Source organism: Candidatus Kapaibacterium thiocyanatum (assembly GCA_001899175.1).
Classification (GTDB): domain Bacteria; phylum Bacteroidota; class Ignavibacteria; order Kapaibacteriales; family Kapaibacteriaceae; genus Kapaibacterium; species Kapaibacterium thiocyanatum.
Genome location: MKVH01000024.1, coordinates 267949 through 291836 on the forward strand (window position 1 = coordinate 267949; position 23888 = coordinate 291836).

Here is a 23888-nt window from a genome sequence, read left to right on the forward strand (position 1 = left end):
TGATGGAGTCGATCTCAGTATGCCCGCGCGAACAGTACACGCTGTGTGGACGGCTTGCCTGTACGGATGCAGACGCCGTCTTCCTGGGGATTGTCCAGCGGAATGCAGCGGATCGTGGCCTTGGTCTCGGTCTTGATGAGTTCTTCGGTTTCCGGGGTTCCGTCCCAGTGTGCGCTGATGAAGCCGCTCTTGCCGTCGAGCACTTCGACGAACTGCTCCCAGGTGTCCACGCGCGTGATGTGATCGTCGCGATAGGCACGCGCACGTTCGAACATGGTGCGCTGGATGTCGGCCAGCAGCGTTTCGATGGTGGTCGCAAGACCGTCGAGGGTGACGCTCGATTTCTCCTTCGTGTCGCGGCGTGCCACTTCGATCGTTCCGTTGGCGAGGTCGCGGGCTCCGAGGGCCAGGCGTACGGGAATGCCGAGCTTCTCGTATTCGGCGAACTTGTATCCGGGGCGGTTCTGATCGTCGTTGTCGATCTTCACGCGGATACCCTTCGCACGCAGTTCAGCGGCGATACGATCCGCGACTTCCGTGAGTTCGGGCAGCGGCTTGGGAATCGGCACGATGACGACCTGCGTCGGTGCGAGTCTCGGCGGGATGATCAGACCTTCGTCGTCCGAGTGCGCCATGACGAGCGCGCCCATCAGACGTGTACTCACGCCCCATGACGTGGCCCAGACATATTCCAGCGTGTTGTCCTTCGAGCTGAACTGCACGTCGAAGGCCTTGGCGAAGTTCTGCCCGAGGAAGTGGGAGGTTCCGGCCTGCAGGGCCTTGCCATCCTGCATCAGCGCTTCGATGCAGTACGTGTCGACGGCGCCGGCGAACCGTTCGTTGGCCGTCTTCACGCCCTTGACGACGGGCAGGGCCATCCACTCTTCGGCGAACGTCGCATAGACGTCCAGCATCTTCCGTGTTTCCTCGATGGCTTCCTGGGCGGTGGCGTGTGCCGTATGCCCTTCCTGCCAGAGGAATTCGGCGGTGCGCAGGAAGAGGCGTGTGCGCATCTCCCAGCGAACGACGTTGGCCCACTGGTTGATCAGCAGTGGCAGGTCACGATAGGACTGGATCCAGTCGCGATATGTATTCCAGATGATGGTCTCGGACGTCGGGCGGACGATCAGCTCTTCCTCGAGTTTGGCATCGGGGTCGACGATGACGCCGCTGCCGTCGTCGGCATTCTTCAGGCGGTAGTGCGTCACGACGGCGCATTCCTTGGCGAAGCCTTCCACGTGGGCGGCTTCCTTGCTGAGGAAGCTCTTCGGAATGAAGAGCGGGAAGTAGGCGTTGACGTGGCCCGTTTCCTTGAACATCCTGTCGAGCTGGTCGCGCATGTTCTCCCAGATGCCGAAGCCGTACGGCTTGATCACCATACAGCCCTTCACGGCTGAATAGTCGGCAAGGCCGGCCTTGCGAACGAGATCGATATACCATTGCGAATAATCTTCGGCGCGGGAGGTGATTTCTTTTGACATCGGATGTCGTGGTTCCGTGTGTTGTATTGATCGTGAATTACTGGACGCCTTCGAACATGAAGATCAACTGTCCGTCGGTCGACTTGAGAATGGCGTTCGAAATGCGATTGTCCGGAGAAGGGATTTCCTCCTCGAACGTGATGCCGGATTTCTTGAGTCTGTCGATGCGGGCTTCCATGTCCGTGGCAAAGTACGTAATGGCCAGCGTAGGAATGTCCCGTTGTTCGTGCAGGCCGATGCTGACGATGCCGTCCGACACGATGGTGAACGGATAGGGCTCGTTGGCTTCGCGGCGAACGGTGAAGCCGAGTGCATGCCAGAAGTTCTTCTCGTGGGCGAGGCGATCCACGCCGATGCTCCACTCCGTGTTGCGTCCGCAGACGGTGTTCTCGTGTACGGTAGCGTTCACGGCGGGCTCGTCGTCCGCAGGGCGCACGGCACAGAACACACCGCCCGGAGAGCGGAAGCGTATCTCGCCGAAGCTCGGCCCGCGCACGTCGTACGTGGTGGCGATGGCGAGGGCCTTGAGCGTGTCCATGACGGCCTTCATGTTCTGCGCACGGAAGTAGAGGACGGGCGATGGCATCGTCGTCCTGACGAGCGAGATGGCCACCTGGCCGTCGGTGAGGTACATGATGGAATCGGGCTTGGTCGAGTACGTCGACAGCGGGCTGAAGCCGAGGCGGGCATACCAGGCCATCGACGTGAAGACGTTTTCGACGGCCATCGCCAGACGTGTCGGCGTGCCGACGATGGACGTCGTGACGGGTTGTCGTGCGATCGGCTGTTCCTGTGCCGACAGGGATGACCATGCGATGCAGAGCATCGCCGTGATGATGATGGATGAGCGGATCATGCTTCTGCCTCCTGATCGAAGAGTCCCGAATCCGTCGTTTGCGGCCGTACGCCGAAATGCCGGTAGGCCAGCGGCGTGGCCGTGCGTCCGCGTGGAGTGCGTTGCAGGAAGCCCTGCTGGATGAGGAAGGGTTCGTACACTTCCTCCAGCGTGCCCGGCTCTTCGCCGACGGCGACAGCGATGGTGGAGATGCCGACCGGTCCGCCGTTGAACTTCTCGATGACGGCGAGGAGGACGCGCTTGTCCATCTCGTCGAGGCCGTATTCGTCGACGTCGAGTGCGGCGAGCGCGATGCGTGCGATCTCGCGTGTGATCGTTCCCGTACCCTTGACGTCGGCGAAGTCTCGTGTACGACGGAGCAGCCGGTTGGCGATACGCGGTGTACCACGCGAACGCCGTGCCAGTTCTTCCGCACCGTCGCGGTCGATCGGAGCGCCGAGCAGTTCGGCCGATCGTGTGATGACACGCGCGAGCTCGGCATGATCGTAGTAGTCGAGTCTGTTCACGACGCCGAAACGCGAGCGCAGCGGAGCCGTGAGCGACCCCGCCCGTGTGGTGGCGCCGATGAGCGTGAACCGCGGCAGGGAGAGCTGGATCGATCGCGCCGATGGCCCGGAGTCGATCATGATGTCGAGGCGGAAATCCTCCATGGCGGAATACAGGTATTCCTCCACGACGGGGCTGAGGCGATGGATCTCGTCGATGAAGAGGATGTCGCCTTCTTCGAGATTCGTGAGCAGGCCTGCCAGATCTCCGGGTTTTTCGAGGACCGGTCCTGACGTTGCCTTGATCTGCGTACCCATCTCGCGTGCGATGATGTAGCTCAGCGTCGTCTTGCCCAGGCCCGGAGGGCCTGTCAGCAGAACGTGGTCGAGGGCTTCGCCGCGGCCTCGGGCGGCGGCGATGAAGATCTTGAGATTCTCGACGATCCTGGGCTGCCCCGTGAATTCGCTGAAATGGGATGGGCGCAACGATGCGTCGAGATCGTCGTCCGCGCGCGAGGATTCCATCGCAGGATGTTGTCGGGATTTTGCCACGGTCAGCGTCCGCTTTGGTAGATGTTCGTGTTGCCTACGGCGATGATGCCGTCATAGCCGCCGTAGTCCTGCATGCGATAATAGGCGAAGGCGACGAAGCCGTGGCCCGCCGATGCGGTATTGCCTTCGAACTCTTCGAAGGTGAAGTCCTTGAACTCGCCGTTGTCGATATTGTACGTGCCGCTCGCATACATGTAGTTGTGTATGCCCCGGCGCACCCACTGGCGCAGACGGTAGAGACGTGTCTCCTCGTCGTAGTACATCTGCCACGTGCGATCCGGTCGCCAGTTGTTGAACGACCCCACGACGAAGACGTCGAGCTCGGACGGATAGGGCAGCGGGTCGAGGATGAATTCGATGGGGACGTATTCGTCATTGTAGGACGAGATCATGGACGTCGTCATCACGCCGTCGTCGGTGCGTTGCAGGAAGGATCCGTTGCGGCGCAGATCCGAGAGAGGGAGGCGTACGGGCTGGCCCGTATTCGGGAACAGGGCCATGTTGGAGAGGTCGAGGATGCGGTATTCGTTCTCCGCCGGTATGCGTTCGATACGGAAGACCTTGCCGCCGGCGAAGAGGCCGCCGACGTAGGTGGAGGATTGCGGAGGATTGGTGATGGTCTGCAACCGTTCCGAAATGATGAACGGCTCGTACCACCGGGCGTTGCGATAGAGCACGACCGTATTGAGAAGGTTGCTGATGAGCGATGCCGACTGCGTCCGCACGACGGCTTCGAGCGTCAGGGCGATCGAGCTCACCTTGAACCGCGGCTCGTAGAAGTCCGTCATGAAGTTGAACTGCATCTCCGCCATGGGCTGGACGACGAAGATCCTCGTCTCCGCCAGGAGCTTGTCCGTACTGATGTCGTAGATCCGCACCTTGTAGTTGCCCGAGAACCTGATCTGGATCTGGTCGTTGGGAATCTGGAGCGCACCGCGGTAATTGAAGTAGGATGAGCGTTGGGGCGCCACCTTCCAGTCGAACAGGCTGGTGCGGTTCATGACGTCGTTGACGAAGCCGTTGGGATCGTCCTCCCAGTCGGCCGTGCAGTGGACGAGCCGTGCATAGAGGTTCGGAATGGTCGCGGCCTGGACGTCGAATTCGACGGTGGCGAACTGTGCCCCGATGATTTGCTGGGAGGTCGTCGGGGAGTCCATCAGGACGACGGGAGGCATGCGCTCGTCCTTCGAGCCATAGGCACGGATGAAGCGGATCACGGCCGTTGCGTCGTCATCCGCCTGGGCCGCCATGCCGGGCAACACGCCGCACAGCGCCAGCAGTAATATCGCTAGCGCTCTCATCCCCGGCGCGCCAGAATCGTTTCGCGGTAGCGCAGACGGGACTCGCGGCGAATGGCCGCTTCTTCGAAGCGGGAGATCTCTTCCGTCGACTGCGGTTCGATGGGCGGTGCGGGAAGGGGCTTGCCGTATTGATCGATGGCCACGAAGGTCAGGAAGGCGCTCGACGTACGCGTACGCGTACCGTTGAGAGGATCCTCGCGCTCCACTTCCACGTAGACTTCCATCGATGTGCGGAAGGCGCGCGTGAGTACGGCCTTGATAAGGACCATGTGACCGAGCTTGATCGGTTCGTTGAAGCTGATCTCGTCCACCGATGCCGTCACGCATACGCGACCCGAATGGCGCATCGCTGCCAGGGCGGCGGCGATGTCGATCCAGTGCATGAGCTTCCCTCCGAGAAGGTTGCCGAGCTGGTTCGTGTCGTTCGGCAAGACGAGATGCGTCATGAAGACTTCGGATTCGGCGGGTGTTTTCATGGGAGTTCCTTTTCGATCTGGTCGACCTCGGCTCCGCGCTTGCCGCTCCTGACCGTGCCCCGGTAGCGTGCGATCGTCGTCCGTAGGTCGTCGTATTTCTTGAGTCGTTGCTGGGCGGTCATCTTGCCGACGAGGGCATCTTCGTAGAAGTGCGTGTCGGGATACTCTTCGATGACGGCATCGTAGTATACCACCGCGCCCTTCATGGAACCGAGCGTGACGTACTGCTCGGCGATGGTGAAGTAGCGTTCGGCGAGCTTGGTACGCAGGCCGCCGATATGGTCCAGGGCCTTCAGCGAGAGCGAATCCGTGGGATAGACGGCCTGGAATTCGGAAAACGCCTGGATGGCCTTCTTCGTGTATTCCTGGTCGCGGTCGAACGGCGGAGACAGTTCCAGATAGCAGACGGCGCTCTTGAAGAGAGCTTCCTTGGCGAAGTCGCTGTTGGGATAGGCCCGGCGTACCATGCTGTAGTTGAAGGCGGCCAGGATGAATTCGCCCTTGCGGAAGTTGATCTCGGCAAGGTAGTACTGGGCGTCGTCGGCATACTGGCTGGCAGGGTACTGCAGCTTGATGATGTCGAAGAGGCTCGCCGCCTGTATCAGATCGTCGTCGTCCAGCGCAGCCTTCGCATCACGGAATACGTCGTCGGCCGTGCGTTGCTTGGGCAGCGTTTGGGTCGATGAACATCCTCCGAAAATGAGAACGAGCAGAAGCAGGATGATCGGCATGTGCGGACGGTACATTTCGAGTTCGTGATTCCCGGATCTCCGGTTCCGGCGAATGGCCGAAGCTCCAAAGATAGGGGAGAGGGACGCATTTATCCGGGAAATCGTGGGTCAGTAGCCGAGGTCGGCCAGCTGGTTGCGGTCGTTACGCCAGTCCTGGCGGACCTTGACGAAGAGTTCGAGGAAGACGGGCTGGCCGAGGTGCTCCTCGATCGCCGCGCGGGCTTCTTCGCCTACCTGCTTGAGTGCCGCACCCTTGGCGCCGATCATGATGGCCTTCTGCGTATCCCGCTCGACGTAGACGTCGGCGGCGATATACCATTTGCCCTGTTCCCGTTCCTTGAACTCGAGGATGGCCACCTCGCTCGCATAGGGAATCTCTTCCTTGTACTTCCGGAAGATGACTTCACGGATGAGCTCGGCGACGAAGAAGCGTTGGGGCTGCGTGCTGAGCTCGTCTTCACCGTGGATGAAGGGGCCTTCGGGAACCAGGCCCTTGAGGATGTAGACCAGGTCTTCGACGTACGTCTCGTCCGACGCCGAGATGGCGATGGCCCGCGTGAAGAGGCCGCTCTGACGCGCCTCCTCCATCAGGGGGAGGGCTTCCTTCTTCACGGGCAGGGCGTCCATCTTGTTCAGTACGAGGACGACAGGACGGTTGTGCTTCTTCAGAAGGGGGGCGATCATCGGGTCGATGATCGTCTTGTGCTCCACGGCCTTGACGACATCGACGATGAGGCAAATGACGTCGGCTTCGTCGAGGGCTTCGCCCACGAAGCCCATCATGGAGCGCTGCATCTTGTATCGCGGGACCAGGATGCCCGGTGTGTCGATGAAGATGAGCTGCGTCGTCTCGTCCGTCAGGATGCCCAGCACGCGCTTGCGCGTCGTCTGGGGCTTGGACGTGACGATGGAGAGGTGCGTACCGAGAATGGCATTGAGCAACGTGGACTTGCCCGCATTCGGGCGTCCGATGATGGCGACCGTACCGCAGCGGGTGTCGATCGGTTCCGTGGTGTTCTGTGTGTCGGTCATGCGGCCTGGGTCCGCGGTTCGAATGTCACATCGGGATGGTCGGCGATCCAGGCTCGTTCGCGCTGGAGGATCTCACGGACGGCCGGCTTGACGAACTGGTCGTCGGCGTCCAGCTTGCAGAGCGCGCGGGCCAGGATGACCGAGGCCGCTTCGGGCGGCATGGTGCGGTTGACGATGATGAGCTGCTGTTCCCGGACGACGCATGCGCCGCCCTTGAACGTGCCCGTCTCGCGGCGTACGGTATAGCCCATGCTCCTGGCGAGTTCGGTGAGCTCTTCGAGAATCTTTTCGGCTTTCATGATCAGTTCCGATGCAGGGGGCGAAGCGTGGCGAGGAAGACGACGGTGGCAGCAGCCATGAAGGAGAGCGCCGCCATCATGTTCAGCGCCAGATTGGTGTAGCGCTGTAAAAATACGCCGAAGATCTCGCCCACGCCGGCAAGAGGGGTGCCGATGTTCCTGTCGAAGAGCTGGATCAGGCGTATGTCGTCCCAGATCAGATAGCCCTGGACGGGCAGGATCAGGATGACGAGAATGGCGCACATGAGAAGCCAGCCCCGCTGGCGGAACAGCGATCTGGTGAGGATCATGAGGCCGATGGCTCCCACCGCACAGACGGCGAAGGACCAGTTCGTCCAGGCACCAGCCAGGGCGAAGAGCCTGATGGTGTGCAGGCGGACGATTTCCGGCTGTTCGGGCTTGAAGACAAGCGTGCCGGGGACGAAGACGTCGAAGCCGACGGCAGCGCGGATGACCGTGCCACCGAGCCAGACGACACCCCCGGCGATGAAGAGCAGAAGGAACAGGCGCGTCAACAGCGCCGAGAAGGGAGAAGACATTCGGCAAATATACCGCCTACTTGACCCAATAGTAGATTCTGGTGAGCCATTTCGACTGGTCGGGTTCCGTTCCGGGGTCCGTGACGTATTCCTCCCACGGCTCGTCGCCGAGCTTCTTGCCGTTGTCCTTGGCCCACTGCTCGACGGCCATGTGGGCCATCATGCTCTGTTCGTAGGGGCCGAAGAACTCGCAGCGCACGACCGTACCCTTCGGAATGACGAGGCCCCTGATGCGTCCGCTGCCGGGATCGGCCTTGTCGTAGGGCAGGGCGGATTCCATGTCCGTGGTGGTGTCGGACCACGTATGGTAGATGGCGAAGGGAGCGCCCTTCATGACGAGGCCCTTCGATCCGGCATACTTCATGATCTCGCTGTAGTCCCTGGCCATCACCATCGGAATGTCCTTCGGTGCGATCGTACCGCGGATGGAGAGAGCGTTCGCACCCGGATATTCCATCATGGCGATGGAGCCCACGTGGCCGCGCGGCATGGTCTTCACCAGCGAGTCGAGGTTGCGGAGTCCGGCTTCGAAGTGCGGACCGGTGAACTTGTCCATCATCAGGCCCATCCAGCGCATGAAGGGATTCATCCCCATGTCGCTGTCCAGCGTCCAGGTCACCTTCGTTCCGTTCTTCTCCGGCGTGAACAGGAAGTTGATGCTGGACGGATGGTTCTCCATGAATTCCATCGACGTCGAAATCCTGCGGCCGGGCTCGCTGATGGCGATGACCATCTTGCCGTTGCCGACGGAGTCGTTGTCGCTCGACCAGGTATAGCCTGCACCATGGCCGGACTCGGGGCCGAAGTAGTTGATCTTCATGTTCGGGTCGATGCGATGCCACGGCGACCACGCCGACCATTTCTTCAGGGAGTTGATCTGATCGAAGATGAGATTGGCAGGTGCGTCGATGACGCGGGACCGTTCCACGTGAATCTGTCGTGGCAGGAAGAGGCCGATGACGATGACGAGCGCGACGACGGTCAGTAATCCCCACAGAATGTATTTGAGTACCTTCATGACCTTCCCCCGAACAATATGGTGTATGAAAACACAACCCGACTGCAACGTACGAATTCCCTCAGCTTGGCCATCCTTTCCGATCTTTGCCGGATGAAGACAGCGATTGGCCTTGTTTTGTCCCTCCTTACCGTGACCGCCGCCATCGCGTCGGATCCACTCGCACCTGGCACCGGATCGAGCGTACGGTTGCGCAATGTCGGTCTGGCGTTCTCCGGCCGTTCGCCCGGTGGCGTCACGGCCACGACGACCCTTGCTCTGGCGAAAGGGCTCGCCCTCGATGCGGGGCTGGCGGCAAGCCGCATTCCCGATGGCCAGACCCTCAATACCATCGGAATGCCGGTCATCCTCTATGGTGAACTAGGACGTACCGATATCGTTCGCCTGGGCATCGGATGGCACTGGACTCCACTGAAGAACGACGGTATGCCGCTCCTTTCGCTCGGCTACCAGGCCCTCGACATCCGCGAAGATCTCACCTTCTGCATCGACGTTACGCTGACGCCTGACAGGCGCTTCGTCTCGCAGCCGAATTACTGGTGGACGGTCCTCGGATTGACGATCGGCGTTCCGCTGTAGGCGGACGCCGACCGTTCCGGATATCACCGACCGTTCGTACCGTTCTTATTACGTCAGCCCAGGGGCAGGACGTCGGCATAGACGATACGCTTGTCGAATGTCAACTCCACGTCGCCACTATTCGATCCCTTGTCTCCGAGGCTGGTCGCGCGCCGGCGCGAATCCTGGGGATCGGAGTAGAACTGTTCGTATTCCTTGATCACGACACGGTACTGGCTGCCGACGGCATCGGGCAGGGAGATCATGCCGGACCACATATTGGCCGCATGGATCCTGTCGATACGCTGTGTGACCACCGGTGTCCAGCCGAGATCGGACGAACCGGCGACGCCTGCGTCGCGCTTCTCCACGGTGACTTCCATTTCGCTGCCTTGCTGGCCCGTCGAATTCATACGATACGTGGGGCCGATGACGCTGACCGTGACGGCCTTGTCGTCGTCTTCTACCTTGACGATGGCCTGGCGGTCCGGCGGAATCTGGCAGAATTCGGACTGGACGACGCGCGAGACATAGACATCCTCGCCCGTATTCTCGTTGGCGACGGACTTCGGCTGCATGCGCACGAGAGCGAGGCGGATAAAGGGATAGTATGACTGACCTGGATCTATTTCGATATCGCAATACCAGAGCTTGCGCTCCTTGTCGAACTTCGGCGTATATCCCACGCAGATGAATCGCTGCGTGGGCGCCACTTCGGCGATGGAGACACTGGTGAGGACCTTGGCCGGATTGATGAAGTTGGAGATGCGCGGCGAGTTGTCCGAGGGTGTCGGTGCGGACAGCCAGATGGGGTCTAGACCCCATTGCGTGACATACGGATGGAGCTGCTCGGGAATGTCGAGCTTCAGGTCTCCCATCAGCGCGGCGATGGAGCCGAACTGCGATGCCTGCAGCCCCTTGCTCGCATCGATGGTCATGGACAGGCCCTTGAGCGTCGTCTTGTTGTCCTTGTTCTTGCTGTCCTTGCTGTCCGAACCGCTCGACGGATTCGTCGGCGTGAACTTCTGCGTGGAATAGAGCAGCACTCCGAGAAGTTCACCGTTGCCACTCGAATACCACGGCCGGTCGAGATAGACGCGCAGACCGCCGCCCTTGCGGGTGCTGGTGATGGTCTTGCCGGACATGACCTTCGCCTCTTCGACCCACTTGAACGAGGGTACGACATAGAGGAGGTTGGCGGCGTCCGGGCGCTTCGTGCTGAGGACGTCGACGGCCTTGCCGATACCGCGACGTGTGAGGTTGGCGGCATCCTTGCGGAGTGCCGCCGGGAGATATTCGCGGAAGCGCGTCGTTGCCGTGGGCGTGTAGGTCACACCACGATACTTCGTATCGCCGAACTCGTGGATATGATCGTGTTCGATCTTGTCGTTGGTACGGTCTTCGCAGAGGTGTTCGTAGACGAAGCTGCTCTGCTTGAGAAGGACTGGTTCCGGTTTGAGAGGATCGTCCTCCCACATGTCCCACTCGGCGTTGACGTCGATCTTGTGCGACGTGCGGGCATGGACGTAGGTGTCGGTCGTACGGATGCCGGCTTCCGTCGCACCGAAGAACCGTTCGTAGACGGAGAGGTCCTTGATCTCCGGCTTCCTGAGAGGCTTCTGCGTGGCATGGACGAGATGCAGGGTGCGCCCGGGTGTGACGAGCCAGCCCAGACCGCGTGCGGCAGCGTCCAGTGCGGCGGGCGTAAGCCCTGCCGCCCCGAGTGTCGCCCATTGTCCGAGCATGTCGAGGTTGGCGCCGCATTCCGTCTTCGTTTCACCGACGTTGGAGCTGAACGTGATCCATGCCTGCTCACCCTTCGGGAGGAAGATGGTGAGCACGCGTGTGCCGGGATCCCACGAAGGCTTGCCATTGCCGGAAGCCAGGCGGACGATGATGCTGCGGATGGCGGGCCATGACGACATGGGGTCGAAGCAGACGCTGACGACACCGCCGGGCGATGCTATCGTGGCCGAGTTGACGCCGCCGAGCGTGACTTCCATGAACTCACCGGCCGTCATGCCGGGAATCTTCTGGAGCGTGACGCCGCGGGCGATGGGATCGGAGAGATAGGGGGCTTCCGTCGGACCGCTGTTCATGAAGGGATAGCGGATCGCTTCATCCTGCTGTGCAGGTGGCGGCGGGGTGTCGAGTCCGGCCTGGGGCTTCAGCGAGCCGTCGGTGCCGCGCGTATACCACTGCGACGGGATGTCCTTCTGGCGACTCCTGATCATGTCGTAGGTACTCTGCTCGCCTCGCATGGGGCCGGTCGGCGTGGAGTCGAACATGCCGTGTCGTTCGCACGTCTGCTGGCTGGCAACGGGAGGGAAGAGGTGGCGATCCGACGTTTCGGCCGTATCGACTTCGTCGGTATCGTTCTCGCTCGCATTGTAGTTGCGGATGACGGCGCGCTCCAGGCTCTCGCCTTCCACGGGGTGATTGCGGAGGGCGATGGTAGGCGATACGACAGGATCCCAGCGGAGATAGTGGACCAGCGGCGTCGCACAGGTGAAGTCCGTCGGATTCAGTTCATCCTTCTTCGGACCGTTGCCGTTGATGTCGGCGAAGCGTGCGCGCATCCGGTACTTGCGCCCGAACCGCAGCCGCGGCAGCGAGTTCTTCGGAACGCGGAATTCCGTTTCCACCTGGTACTCGAAGTCGGCCGGTGGCGTGCTCTTGCGCTGTTCCGCGGCGAGCTCGTCTTCCGTGCCGATGTAGGAGCCGATGTGTGGGACGACGAGGCTCCAGCCTTCCCACTGTGCTACGATCTCATGGACGTAGAGGTCGCGGATGGGGGCGCTTTCCGAGCTGCGGGGCCGCGAGGCGGCCATGGACAGCACGCCTTCCTCGTCGTTCACGGCGAGGCCTTCCGTCCTGAGCGCGCCGGAAGCCAGCGGGAAACGATAGTTCGCATCACGACGGCAGAGGGAATCCCAGCGCCCTGCCGTTTCGTCCCAGATATCGATGCGATATCCGCGCAGCAGGTCGTCGGCATAGAGCAGTACTTCCTGTCCGGCGATGATCCTGTTGAAGTTCGCCGCCGATCGCAGCAGGGCCTTGGCCACCTTCAGGGCACGATTGTGCCGTACCAGGGAGAGGCCGGTTCCGCGCGTGCTCGGCGGTGCGGCGCTGACGCGTTCGTCGGGTGGCGTCCGTTCCACGATCCTGGGATCCTTGGGGTCCTTCTTGTCGTTCGGATCGGCCTTTCTCCTGAAGGACGGACGCATGTGCATCAGACGCTCCTTCAGACCGCGCGTGTAGTTGATCGTCTTGAGTGCTGCCGTATCGACGTCGATCTGCGTGATGCCGAAGTGCGAGGCATTGTTGAGGCAGAGAACGGGGCCGACGATTTCGGAGTCGTTCGACGGACGCGGCAGGAACTGCCAGTATCGGGGATCGCCGTCCATGTCGAGACGATAGGCGACCTTGGGATTGCGGTGGATGGTGGGACTGGTCTTCGGATTGCTCCAGTCCGCCTTCACGCTGATGGCGCCTTCCTTGTCCACGCCGTCGGGGAGCGCGAACTCGACGTGCAGGACGATGCCCAGCTTGCGCATCATCACGGGATATTCGCGCATGACGGAGACGACCTGGTGGAAATCGAACTTCGGACGTTCGATCTTCGGGCGGCCGACGCGGCGTGCCGCCTTGCCGTTGAGCTTGCCGTCGCGGGAATAGTTGCGGGCGGTATGATAGACTTCGGCCATGCGGAGCTGACCGAGCGGAGACGACGTGTCGAACGGCTGGAACAGCATGTTCTCCGGCTTCATCTCCTTGATGTCCACTGGACCCTGTTTGATGGGATGCGGTTGCGTAGATCCCTTGTCGCGCTCCATGGCCTCCATGCCCTGGATCTCCCAGCGTTCCTTCAGGGACTTGAATGCCTGGTCGCCCTCGTTGTCCGGTATCAAGTCCCGGATGATCTGGAGCGCCGGATGGAGCTGCTGTTGCGACTGCTGGTTGTTGTAGTAGCTGACATCCGTCGATGCGGCCGGCGCGATCGTCTCGGGCGTGATCACTGGCATGTCGGCGCTGAACTCCTTGGCGAAGTTCTTGTACATCGCCGCGGTCGTGAGCAGGACGCCCTTGACGGGGAAGGAGACGATCTTGAAGTCCGTGAACGGCGTGTACTCGAAGGGCCGCACCATCGTGGTGGCGGGGAAGACTGCCTTCCATACCGTCGAGTCCGGCAGCTCGTCCTTGAACTTCAGGTCGCTATGGCCGATCGTCGTGCCGTCGATGTCGATGCTGAATCGTATCGTGTTCAGCGTCGCGGGCCAGTCCACCATATCGGGATAGTCGCCGAGTTTGGCGGGTGCCGACGTACTGTCCTGCAGCTTGGGGAGGACGGCGATGGCCACGGAGAGCATCCGCTTCCCATCCCGCTGCTCCACGTCGTAGGGCACGGCTGTCCACTGAAATTCCTGTGAGCGCATGTGTCACTCCATCCTTTAGGCGAAACAATCGCAGTATTCCTGCCACATGGCGGGTTGAGGAAGCATGTCGGAGAAGGTAGGATCCCCATCGCTGCCCTTGAGCTGGCGTTCGACGGTAACACCGACCGAAAAACTGATGAACAGGATTTCGATCTCCACTTCGATGGTCGCCGTCCCGTAAACTTTACCGTTACTCTGCCACGTGAGCTTGAGTTCGAAGAGCAGGCTCACGCGGATGATACCGAGGATGGAAAGGTTGCCCGTCAGACGGAAGTATCCGGTGAGCTCGCTTTGCTGGACGAGCTTGCCGTCGATTTCCTTCTGTTCCATCTTGTAGTAGATACCGGCCATGACGGAGGCGCCGCCGCTGGCCACGCCGCAGTCGAAGGCGAAGTTGCCGCCGAATTCGAAGGCAGCCTCGAGCATCCGTACGCCGGTCGGCGTGATTTCGATACCGAAGAAGCCGCCGCCGCCGAAGACCATGATGGTGAGGCGGAACGGATTCTCCTTCGTGCAGAAGGCGAAGTAGGCCGAGAATGAGCGGCCGTCGAACGGAATGGTGAGCCGCATGAGGAAGGACATGTTCTGCAGCGAGAACACGCCGACGGTGACGTTCGGCAGGCCGATCGTCATGCTGGCCGAGATGCCGGTAGGCTGGACGTCGAAGTCGAAGGAGAATCCCACGCCGCCGGCGCTGCCGCCGCGCGGGATGAGGTCCTTGAGCTTGTTGACGAACGACAGGGCCCCGGCGAATTCCACACTCTGGATGTCGGGGTCGATGTCGGGCTTCTCGCCGAGCTTGGCGGAAAAGGCCAGGCGCGTGAACTTGATGACGAGGAACTGCGCCGCACCGTCGCCGATGAGGTTGATGACGAAGTTCGAGAGCGAACCGTACAGCAGGATCTCGGGCGGATTGAGGTCGAGCTTCTTGGTGAACGAGGCCTTGAGGTAGAGGATGGCCTGGTCGTCCTTGTCCGTCGCTCCCGGATTCAGCGGTACCAGGATGTTGCCCGGACTGCTCTTGATCTCCGTACTCCATTCATAGACGAGCTGGAGGCCCTGCTTGAGCTGCTGCAGGCCGTCCTGCACTTCCGTGTACTTCTTGTAGGCTTCGTTGCCCGCATCCTTCAGCGGCTTCAGCGCCTTCTCGATCTCGCTCTTGAGTTCGTTGACCTTGTCCTCGACGCGCTTCTTCCATTCCTTGATGCGGTCTTCGACGACCTTCTTGCCACCGTTGATGTAGCCCTGGATTTCATTCTTGACCTTGTCCACTTCGTCGACGAGCGCCTGCTTGGCATCCTTGACATCCTGGGAGACGTCGGAGGCGAGTTTCTGCGCTTCGGTCTTGATGGCGTCGGCCTTGCTCTTGATGTCGTTCACATCGTCCTTGATGCCGTAGTCATCCTTTCGGTCGAGACCGGGCATCTTGTCGATGTTGTTGAGCATGTTCTGCACGAAGTCGAGCACGTCCTTCAGCGTGATGTCGCCCAGGATCTTCGTCTTGAGCAGGTCTTCGAAGAACTGCATCGGATCGAAGTTGCCCACGGCCGCTGCGGTATTGGCGATGTTCTCGAGGTCGCCGGGAATCGGACCGAGAGCACGCGAGAGACCGCCGATGTTGACGCTCGGAGCGGCGAGGCCGCCGGACTTGTCGGACTTCGCGCTGAAGTCCATCATCAGCGGAGAGAGGAGTCGCGCGAAGATCTGCGACGGATTCTTGATGTCGGCAGGATTGACCGGTGCGCCCTTGGCCGGTGTCGGGCCCTGTTCGAAGGCGTGGTCGAGATACTTCTGATAGTAGACGATGGAACGCTCTGCATCTGCACCGACGAGTTCGGCCACCTTGTCGAGCTTGACCATCGACGATTCCATCTTCGGGAAGAAGATGGGATAGTTGACCGGCGCCGTCGGCGATGCATAGCCCGAGAGCTTGAAGACGTTGACGAGCAGCGACGTATCGCCGAGCTTCGAGCTCGGCGCCAGGGCGATGGACTGCCCCTGCATCTTGATGTTGCGTCGCTTGTCGTTCTGGGCCTTGACGTACTGGTTGTCGATCCATCCGTTCAGCCTCGTCGCATCCGTCGTGGCATCCGGATTGGCGAGGAAGACGAGCGGCGTGGAGAACTGGATCTCGTTGTTGTCCCAGTCCGTACCGACGCAGCTCCAGGCCACGTCCTGTATCGCACCGTTATGGCTGAACTGCGGCCAGAAGGAATTGGTCGAGAACTGCGGCGACAATTGCACAGGCAGTTCGAGATTCGGCGTGACCTTCGTGGTGATGCGGACGCGGCGGAACGGGAAGTCGCGCCCCTGATAGGACATGCCCTTCAGGCCATCGGCAGGGAATTCGCGGACAGGCTCGCGCAGCATGATGAACATGCGCTGCATGAGATAGGCGGCCATGTCGCCGCGCGGTGTGCGGCGGAACTTGCGCTCCGTTTCCTTGATGAGCGTGGCCCTGTTGCCGAACGGGAAGAGGAAGCCCTTGTAGGCGACGCGCACGAAGCTGTCGCGCCCCTGGGCGCCCCGCTGGACCCAGCTTTCCACTTCGAGATTGTCCTCGCCGATCGGGTCCCACGCACCCGTGCTGTCCATCCACGCGCCGAGCGACGTCAGCATCATGCGATTGACCTGTACCGGAGCCGGCTTGGTCTTCTTCATCGCATAGTCGCTGGTGAGCTGGACGATTTCGTGGCGGTCGCGACGGTTGAGCGAGGTGCGGAACGGACGTTCCTTGTAGATGGCGCTCATCTCGCGGAAGGTGCCGAAGTCGGGAGACCAGATGGCCCGCACGGTACGGAAGTAGGCTGCGTGTTCGTCGACGGAACCGTCGGAATGCTTCACGCCGAGGCGTGTATGCCACAGCTCGGCCCTGCGGGAATCGGGATCGATCCTCGCCGTCTTCGCATGGGCCCATCCCGCATACTTGTTGGGCGAGAGCATCAGGCGGTAGGGATACTCGATCGACGTTTCGTCGGCCTGCGGTTCCCTGATCGGGGGACGTTGATTGACCACGGCGATGAGCTCGTCCATGACCTGCGGCGACAGGGCCGTGGCCATGTCGGGATCGAACTCGTACCGGTCCTTGATGTCGGAACGTTCCGAAAGCTGTGCCGCGGCACCGGCCTGGAGCGTGTACTTCTTGAAGGCCGACGAGCTGCCGCCCGACGCCGTGGGTGGTTGACTGGCTTTCGCCCTGGTCCTGGCCAGCTTGAAGGGCTTCACGTTCTTCGTGGCCGCTTCCGTGCTGAGGGCGTACCTGGACAGGAAGCTCGTGTTGAGGATGCCGAACGTGAGCGCCACTTCGGGAGGCTTGGCCGACGGCGAGACGTTCAGCGTGAACTTCGACCAGTCGAGCAGACCTTCGATGCTGTACGTGCCGGAATAGCCGTTCGGGACGTTGAAGGCCAGGCGCGAGTCCTGGGCCATCACGGCGTCGATGGGAGGGTCCAGCGGCGGCTCGTCCGAACCGCTCGGAGCGCTGTTCGGATATCCTTCGTTCGGCTTCTTCTTGGGATTGGCGTTCGGATCGGTGTAGAAGAAGGCGCGTTCGGCGATGTGCTGCGGCTGGAACCATACGACCAGCTTGCCTGAACCGCCGAATGTCCCTGCCGACTTGTTGATGGTCAGGCCGACGAATTCGAAGGTGAGGACGAGCAGGTCTTCGGGACGGATGACGTTGACGCGGGGATTGTTCGGCAGGCCGAACTTCACCTTGCCCCACCGGCCGAGGTCTTTGCTGACCTTGTAGTTCTTCTTCGCTTCCTTGCTGAGCGATGCGCCGTCGATCTGCTTGATCGTCGAGACGTTCTGCTTGAAGTCGATCTGCAGCCCGGCCATGTGGAAGGCCGGAGCGGGCAGGACCTTGCTCGACACGGCCGACGTGAGGAATGCCACCTGCATGCCATGCTGCATACGTACCGGTTCGGTGACGGCGCCTTCCATGGGAATGCTGTATCGCAGCAGGCCCGGCGCCACGTGCAGGCGGTCGATGATGCCGTTGCGGCTGACGATTTCCAGGGGCGGAATCTCGCGGCGATCACCGAGTTCCAGGGATATGCCGTCGACGTTCATCCAGACGGGCGTTTCGGGATAGCGGGCGACGAAGGCTTCGTGCAGCCCTTCCTCCGTGCGTGTCCATGCATAGCGTACGTCACGAAGGGGCAGGTCGGCGTCCGTATCGCGTGCGCGGAAGACGACGCCGCCTTCGCGTGAGCCTTCGAGGACGACGGCGGCACGACCATCGTCGGCCACTTCATAGGACAGCATGTCGAAGGCATCATGATGGGCGCGCAGCGTCCAGTCTTCCACACCGGCGACCTGTAGGGGCACGGTCCACGCGGCATTGTCGCGATGCAGGCGTATCAGCGTGCGGCTGTGCGCACTCTTCGCGAGCATCGTGCGTTGGGTGGAATCGAGGAGGGAGATCGTGCATCGTACCGAAGGCAGGTGGAGTGAGCCAACCGTCGTAACGGATCCGCCTCGCAGGCCGACGGCCCACATCGGACGGAAGGTGACGTCGGCATTCGCAGGACTCTGGCCCGCGAACTCGCCTGACGTCAGCACCGTAGCGCATCCCGCATGGCCTCGCGCCATCTCCTTGTCGAGCAGCCAGGGGACGAAGGGCGCTTCGAGTTCCGCCTGCCACGCGTGGAGCGTGAACCGTGCGTCGGGTGCCGCACCGCGGCCGATATATGCATCGAGGTCGGCGGAAATGTCCGTTCCCGGGAACAAGGCACCGCGAAGACGGACAACGATGCCCGTATCCGTTTCCTTGCAGTCGATGACGGGGCTGCCACCGAATCGCTTCGGATCCAGTACCCAGCGCTCGACGCCTGCCACGAGGAAGGCGATCTTCTGACCGCGGCGGACGAGACGATAGGTGGCCTCGAATGCCGTGGTGATGGCCTGTGCCATCGGTGCTGCGGTAAGGGAGAGCAGCCCGGTGATGCCGAGTGCCTGGCGACGTGTGAAGCCGAAGCCGTCCGGTCGCTGAACGACGTCAGCCACCGTACGGGGCTCGACAGGGATGCGGGGTAGCGCTCGAGATCGAAGAGCGGAAATGTTGAGACCGTGTCGTTTCATCGCACCAAACCCCTCGGGTTCGTTAGAACGTGACTCGCGCAAAGAAACGGCGTTTGCGGGTAATCTCAAATGCCGATTTTTTCACGCGCCTTCGAAATTCCAAAACCGAAAAAGTTCCAACATTGGTGAGTATGTTTGGAACAACCTGATTCTACGATGCGTCGGTAGGCCCGATTCATCAACTGGCTGTCACGTTCACACCGGGGGTCCCGAATGAGCAGGTGGACAATACCTATTCTTTACGTCCTGACATGCCTGATCGTGGCATCCGTTTCCGGTGCCGCGCAGGAAATGGTCGACGTTCGCCTTACCCAGCCGCCACCCAATCAACTCCGCGTCGCCGATCTCTGGAAGGTCGAACTCAACAACAGAGGAAGAACGACCGTCAGGGTCCGTCTGCATGGTACGGTCGAAGAGACGTCCGTACCCGACGGCATCATCGCCGATGCCACCACGCGCATCATCGTTCTCGAGCCGGGACGCAAGGTCGTCACCGGAGCCGACGTCCAGCCTGTATCCATCGATCAGGCCAATGCCCGTTATCGTGACGCACTGCTGCAGACGGGGAACGTGCCGACGGGCGACTATACGGTATGCTGCGAAGTGATCTCCGCGGAGACGGAGCAGGTGCTCGGACGCGATTGCAAGTTCATCGTCATCAATCGCATGTCGCAGCCGGTGCTGATCAGCCCGCCCGACGAATCCGATATCCAGGAGAAGCTTCCCGTCTTCACGTGGATGGCGAGCGTGCCGCCGGGGCCTGGCCAGCGCATCGCCTACAACCTCCGTATCGTGGAGATCTTCGGCAAGCAAACGCCGGCCGACGCCATGGCGAGGAATCCCGCATGGTTCGAGGCCAACGGCCTTACGCGCATGCTCCTGCAGTATCCTATATCGTCACGTGCCTTCGAATACGATCGCAGCTATGCATGGAAGATCACGGCCGTCGAAGATCGTGGGGGCAGGGCCCTCGTCAATCTCGGCGAGAGCGAGATATGGTCGTTTACGCCGCGTCGTCCGGAACGTGGTGAAGAGGATACGACGGGGACCGGTACAGGAGGCGGTGCAAGGCCGCCCGTGACGAAGGCCGACGAAACGTGTCCGGGCGAGAACTGGGACTTCGAACTGAAGTCGCTCGCGTGCTGGACGCTCGACGGCGATGCCTTCCGGCGTGGTCCGCAATCGGGAGCCCATCCCGTTCTCGGAGAACTCGGTCATCATCGCGAGCAATGGGTCACGTCGTACGGCGACGTTCAGGGCGACGCCATGATGGGCGTGATGTATTCCGAAGAATTCCAGATCAAGAACAGTGCCGTCGGCTTCATCTATGGCGGAACGGCCGCGAACGACGTCGCCGTGGAATTGCTCGTCGAACGTCTGCCGAAGGATACCTTCAAGCTCGAAACGCGCCGGCTGCCGGAATCGCAGCGTGAATACTACGTGGCGAAGTCGACGGCGATGGACAAGAAGGCGGCGATGTCCGACAGGCTCGCCCCTGTCGAATGGGACGTGACGCGCTTCATCAATCGCGCAGCCCGCGTCTATATCAAGGACCAGTCGAAGACGGGGCACCTCAACGTCGATAACTTCCGGTTCTACGACCTCGAGAAGGGCGATTCCGTCAAGCTTCCGGTGCTCGTGATGGCAGCGGGAGAGAATCATTCGTTGTCGGCAACGCCGGACGAGAAGCCGCCGAAGTCGATCCGTGACCAGTTCACGAAGGACATCACGGATCTGAAGGCATCGAGGGCCGCGATCTCCGACGTCCAGGTCGTGAACCAGACGTCGACCAGCATCAAGGGCCGGCTCTCCACCGTCGCCCAGATGAGCCAGTTCGCGGCAGCGGAAACGATTCCGGAGAACACGCAGGTTCCGGAAATCAGCGGCGTCGAATACAATCCCCAGGTGATGAGCCAGATGAAGCTCTTCGCGCTGACGCTGCTGGACCCCAAGAACACCGTGTGGGGTTGGGGCAACAACTACAAGCGCGCCGTCGCCAAGGCCTACGGTGCCATCGTCCAGTCGCCCTCCAAACTCGATGCCACGAAGGTCAAGGACGTCCAGGCACTGGCCGCCGGTATGGCCCAATCCTTCGCCGTCATCAAGGGCGGTAACGTGAAGGGATGGGGACTCAACGACTACGGACAGATCGGGAACAATACGCGTTCGGACGTCGCCGAACCCACGCAGATCCAGCTTGCCAACATCCTCGCAGTATCCACGGGCGCGCGGCACAGTGCGGCCATCAGCACTACCGGCGACGTATGGATGTGGGGCTACAACAGGAACGGCGAACTGGGCACGTGGCTCACGCAGAGTTTCAATGCCACGACGGGGCAGGTGGACGGAGTGCTGCACGTGCTGAAGCCGTTCAAGCACTTCGTGCTGAGAGGGGCCCGTTCGGTCTCCTGCGGTGGCGCGCACACGGCCAGCGCCTCGCTCGCCGGGGAAGTCTATTGCTGGGGCGCCAATACGTACGGTCAGTGCGGGGGGGATCCCGACGAAGGCAGCGTGACGTGGCCATCGAAGATCGTCTTCCCCGTTCAGCGTCCGCAGATCACCAACGTTTCGTGCGGAGACTTCCATACGCTCGCCCTCGGTGCCAACGGCAGCGTGTGGGCATGGGGAGGTAATGCGAGCGGTCAGCTCGGTGACGGTACGACGAAGGACCGCACGCAGGCCGTCCAGGTGAAGGGCCTGAAAGGCATCAAGGCCATCGCTGCCGGTAGCACGTTCTCCCTCGCTCTCGACTCGACGGGAACCGTATGGGCCTGGGGTAACAATTCCGTCGGCCAGCTCGGCGACGGTACCAGGGTAGGCCGCCGTGAACCCGTCAAGGTTTCCCGTCTCGATGCCGTGACCGGCATCGTGGCCGGTGGTGCGCATGCCATGGCCGTCCGTATCGACGGCGGTCTGTGGACGTGGGGCACCAACGAATACGGTCAGCTCGGCGAAGGGGACGTCGTCAATCTCGCGCCGACACCTGCCGATCCGCCGATAGGACCGCTTCGTGTCGAACGTCTGGCCGCACCATAATCGTCAACCATAGATCACTCGCCGTGCGCCATCTTCCCCGGTCGATCGGAATGGTCGTGATGTGTCTGTTCTGCGCCATTCCCGTACGAGCCCAGTTCTTCGTGTTCGGTGCGGACAAGGGCGAAGCCCCCGTGATGTTCACGGGTGGTTATCGCATTCTCGGACAGGCCTCCAACAGACAGGGGAGTTTCCAGGAAAAGCCTCCGGATCTCTGGCGTATGGAGCTGAATCCGACGCTGACGATCTACGGAGTGCCGATCACGGCCAACATCCTGATGAGCAGCGAGCAGTCGGGAATACGGCAGGACATCAATGCCTTCTCGCTGATGCTGGATCCCGATGCCATCAAGCGCATCGTCACGCAGCGTGCCTACCGCATGCTGGAGGACTTCGCCAGAAGCGAGAGCGGTGAGCTTCTCGAGAACTACGATGCCGTGCGTGACTCGCTCGCACAGTACGATCCGGAACGGCTCAAGCAACTGGATGCCGTACGCAAGGTTCAGGAGATGCGCGACGTAGCCAATGGCGACGTCACGGGGTATACGTCCTATCTCCAGCAGCTCGGCATCATGTCCGACGCGGAGGAATTCATCAGCCACCTGCCGACCGTCGGTGTAGGAACGGTATTCCCGGTCTTCTCTCCGATCACGGTGAGCGGCATACGTCTCCAGGGTGGCAGTCTGGAATGGAATCCGGGCTGGTTCTATATCCATCTCGCGACCGGCACGACACAGGCGCCGCTGACACGCCTCGATACCTTCCGTCTCGACTCGGGTCTGTATGCCAACTACGATCAATCGTCGTTCGGACGCCGCCTGACTGCGGCCAAGGTCGGTTTCGGACGCAAGGATGGTCCGCACATCTTCTTCACCGGCGTCTATACCATCGATGACAGGACGAGCCTGTCGATCGTCGATTCCAACACGTCGCTGACACCGCAGAAGAACATGCTCGGAGGACTCGACTTCAAGGTCGAACCCATCGAAGGTATATGGAGCCTGCAGGCCGAGGCGGCGCTGTCGCTCACTGCCGGTGATCAGAACGCTCCGCAGTTCGCATCGAAGGATATTCCGCAATTCCTTCTCGACCTCGTCGACGGTTCGTCGTCGACCTACGTGGACTGGGCCCTGACGGCCGCCACGACGGTCAACGTCCGCAGCAGCGGCACCAAGTTGTCCGCCTCCGTACGGCGCGTCGGACCCGGCTTCCGCGCCCTTGGTGTACCGAACCTCCGAACCGACATCTTCCGCTACGATGCGCGCGTCGACCAGGCCCTCTGGAAACGGCAGATGACGGTGGGATTGTTCATGCGCCGCGACCGGGACAATCTCATACCCTGGAAGCGTGCCACGAGTACGATCACGAGCATCGGTGCGACACTCGGCCTCAATATCCGCAAGTGGCCCTACCTGCGTCTGTCGTATGCACCGTACGTTCAGGAGAGCGATGCGACCAATCCGCTCCTGCAGTACGTCAACCGTACGACGATGATCACGGCCGCTTCGGGCTACAGCTACCGCATCGGTGAACTCGGTGCCGGAACCAACCTCAACGTGGCCACGCAGAACAGCGAGACGAAGGGCAATCTCTACGACTACAGGGTCACGAGCATCAATCTCTCGCAGAACCTGTCACTCGAGATTCCGCTGACGCTCGGACTCGGCCTGGGCTACATCGTGCAGACCAGCGAGCAGGCGGGACGCAATACGATCTATACCGTCGATGGCTCGGCGTCGTACTACTTCTTCGACGTCGTGAATACCAGTGGTGGACTGACCGTCGCCATGGACGATACCTACGGCACGCGGACGGGCTTCTTCCTCGGCGTGAACGCTCCCTTGTGGGAATATGCCGTCGTCGACCTCCGTGTGGAGCGTAATCTCTTCAACGAACGCGTCACACCTGCCGTCCTCGGTGGCACGTATCAGGAGAACATCGTCCGCCTCTCGATTTCACGGAGCTGGTAGGAGCCATGCGCTGAAGCCGGTCATCGGCGCGATGCG

General features: G+C 61.3%; 15 protein-coding genes. 3 read left to right on the plus strand and 12 right to left on the minus strand.

Annotated elements, in window-relative coordinates; translation table 11 throughout:
• Positions 1-14: 14 nt before the first annotated feature.
• The 10 genes from BGO89_09805 to BGO89_09850 form a co-directional block, all read right to left on the minus strand.
• Entirely contained in the window at positions 15-1481 is a 1467-nt protein-coding gene (locus BGO89_09805) for a proline--tRNA ligase (GenBank protein ID OJX56813.1), read from the minus strand.
• Positions 1482-1518: 37 nt separating this feature from the next.
• On the minus strand, positions 1519-2337 hold the full coding sequence (locus tag BGO89_09810) for a hypothetical protein (protein OJX56814.1): 819 nt from the start codon (positions 2335-2337) through the stop codon (positions 1519-1521).
• Positions 2334-3347: a Holliday junction DNA helicase RuvB gene (locus BGO89_09815; protein ID OJX56815.1), complete on the minus strand. Its 1014-nt coding sequence runs from the start codon at positions 3345-3347 to the stop codon at positions 2334-2336. The genes BGO89_09810 and BGO89_09815 overlap by 4 nt, the downstream gene beginning before the upstream one ends.
• 29 nt (positions 3348-3376) lie before the next feature.
• Entirely contained in the window at positions 3377-4624 is a 1248-nt protein-coding gene (locus BGO89_09820) for a hypothetical protein (GenBank protein OJX56816.1), read from the minus strand.
• Positions 4625-4671: 47 nt separating this feature from the next.
• On the minus strand, positions 4672-5151 hold the full coding sequence (locus BGO89_09825; GenBank protein ID OJX56817.1) for an acyl-CoA thioesterase: 480 nt from the start codon (positions 5149-5151) through the stop codon (positions 4672-4674).
• Positions 5148-5882 carry a hypothetical protein gene (locus BGO89_09830; protein OJX56818.1) on the minus strand — a complete coding sequence of 245 codons (735 nt, stop codon included), beginning with the start codon at positions 5880-5882 and terminating at the stop codon, positions 5148-5150. The genes BGO89_09825 and BGO89_09830 overlap by 4 nt, the downstream gene beginning before the upstream one ends.
• A gap of 108 nt (positions 5883-5990) precedes the next feature.
• Complete coding sequence (locus tag BGO89_09835; protein OJX56819.1) at positions 5991-6914, minus strand: GTPase Era; 924 nt, start codon at positions 6912-6914, stop codon at positions 5991-5993.
• Positions 6911-7213 (minus strand): hypothetical protein, encoded by a 303-nt coding sequence (locus BGO89_09840; GenBank protein ID OJX56820.1) that lies wholly within the window; start codon positions 7211-7213, stop codon positions 6911-6913. The genes BGO89_09835 and BGO89_09840 overlap by 4 nt, the downstream gene beginning before the upstream one ends.
• A gap of 2 nt (positions 7214-7215) precedes the next feature.
• Positions 7216-7752: a hypothetical protein gene (locus tag BGO89_09845; protein OJX56821.1), complete on the minus strand. Its 537-nt coding sequence runs from the start codon at positions 7750-7752 to the stop codon at positions 7216-7218.
• A 16-nt stretch (positions 7753-7768) separates the two neighbouring features.
• Positions 7769-8770 (minus strand): hypothetical protein, encoded by a 1002-nt coding sequence (locus BGO89_09850; protein OJX56822.1) that lies wholly within the window; start codon positions 8768-8770, stop codon positions 7769-7771.
• Positions 8771-8788: 18 nt separating this feature from the next.
• On the opposite strand from BGO89_09850, the gene BGO89_09855 reads away from it, so the two are divergent.
• Positions 8789-9349, plus strand: coding sequence for a hypothetical protein (locus BGO89_09855; protein ID OJX56823.1), 561 nt, complete (start codon positions 8789-8791; stop codon positions 9347-9349).
• 53 nt (positions 9350-9402) lie between these two features.
• On the opposite strand, the gene BGO89_09860 is transcribed toward BGO89_09855, so the two are convergent.
• Both BGO89_09860 and BGO89_09865 read right to left on the minus strand, forming a co-directional pair.
• Positions 9403-13764, minus strand: coding sequence for a hypothetical protein (locus BGO89_09860; protein OJX56824.1), 4362 nt, complete (start codon positions 13762-13764; stop codon positions 9403-9405).
• Between the two features lie 15 nt (positions 13765-13779).
• Complete coding sequence (locus BGO89_09865) at positions 13780-18774, minus strand: hypothetical protein (GenBank protein ID OJX56825.1); 4995 nt, start codon at positions 18772-18774, stop codon at positions 13780-13782.
• A gap of 288 nt (positions 18775-19062) precedes the next feature.
• Between BGO89_09865 and BGO89_09870 the strand changes: the two genes are divergently transcribed.
• Together BGO89_09870 and BGO89_09875 are read left to right on the plus strand one after the other, a co-directional pair.
• Positions 19063-21885 carry a hypothetical protein gene (locus BGO89_09870; GenBank protein OJX56826.1) on the plus strand — a complete coding sequence of 941 codons (2823 nt, stop codon included), beginning with the start codon at positions 19063-19065 and terminating at the stop codon, positions 21883-21885.
• 23 nt (positions 21886-21908) lie between these two features.
• Positions 21909-23852 (plus strand): hypothetical protein, encoded by a 1944-nt coding sequence (locus BGO89_09875; protein OJX56827.1) that lies wholly within the window; start codon positions 21909-21911, stop codon positions 23850-23852.
• Positions 23853-23888 lie beyond the last annotated feature (36 nt).

What these genes read in the sequence shown, in the direction of transcription:
- BGO89_09845 (OJX56821.1), bottom strand. Translation starts at nt 7,752, where the DNA reads ATGTCTTCTCCCTTCTCGGCGCTGTTGACGCGCCTGTTCCTTCTGCTC.
- BGO89_09815 (OJX56815.1), bottom strand. Translation starts at nt 3,347, where the DNA reads ATGGAATCCTCGCGCGCGGACGACGATCTCGACGCATCGTTGCGCCCA.
- BGO89_09835 (OJX56819.1), bottom strand. Translation starts at nt 6,914, where the DNA reads ATGACCGACACACAGAACACCACGGAACCGATCGACACCCGCTGCGGT.
- BGO89_09850 (OJX56822.1), bottom strand. Translation starts at nt 8,770, where the DNA reads ATGAAGGTACTCAAATACATTCTGTGGGGATTACTGACCGTCGTCGCG.
- BGO89_09870 (OJX56826.1), top strand. Translation starts at nt 19,063, where the DNA reads ATGAGCAGGTGGACAATACCTATTCTTTACGTCCTGACATGCCTGATC.
- BGO89_09805 (OJX56813.1), bottom strand. Translation starts at nt 1,481, where the DNA reads ATGTCAAAAGAAATCACCTCCCGCGCCGAAGATTATTCGCAATGGTAT.
- BGO89_09825 (OJX56817.1), bottom strand. Translation starts at nt 5,151, where the DNA reads ATGAAAACACCCGCCGAATCCGAAGTCTTCATGACGCATCTCGTCTTG.
- BGO89_09855 (OJX56823.1), top strand. Translation starts at nt 8,789, where the DNA reads ATGGTGTATGAAAACACAACCCGACTGCAACGTACGAATTCCCTCAGC.
- BGO89_09820 (OJX56816.1), bottom strand. Translation starts at nt 4,624, where the DNA reads ATGGCGGCCCAGGCGGATGACGACGCAACGGCCGTGATCCGCTTCATC.
- BGO89_09810 (OJX56814.1), bottom strand. Translation starts at nt 2,337, where the DNA reads ATGATCCGCTCATCCATCATCATCACGGCGATGCTCTGCATCGCATGG.
- BGO89_09840 (OJX56820.1), bottom strand. Translation starts at nt 7,213, where the DNA reads ATGAAAGCCGAAAAGATTCTCGAAGAGCTCACCGAACTCGCCAGGAGC.
- BGO89_09830 (OJX56818.1), bottom strand. Translation starts at nt 5,882, where the DNA reads ATGCCGATCATCCTGCTTCTGCTCGTTCTCATTTTCGGAGGATGTTCA.
- BGO89_09860 (OJX56824.1), bottom strand. Translation starts at nt 13,764, where the DNA reads ATGCGCTCACAGGAATTTCAGTGGACAGCCGTGCCCTACGACGTGGAG.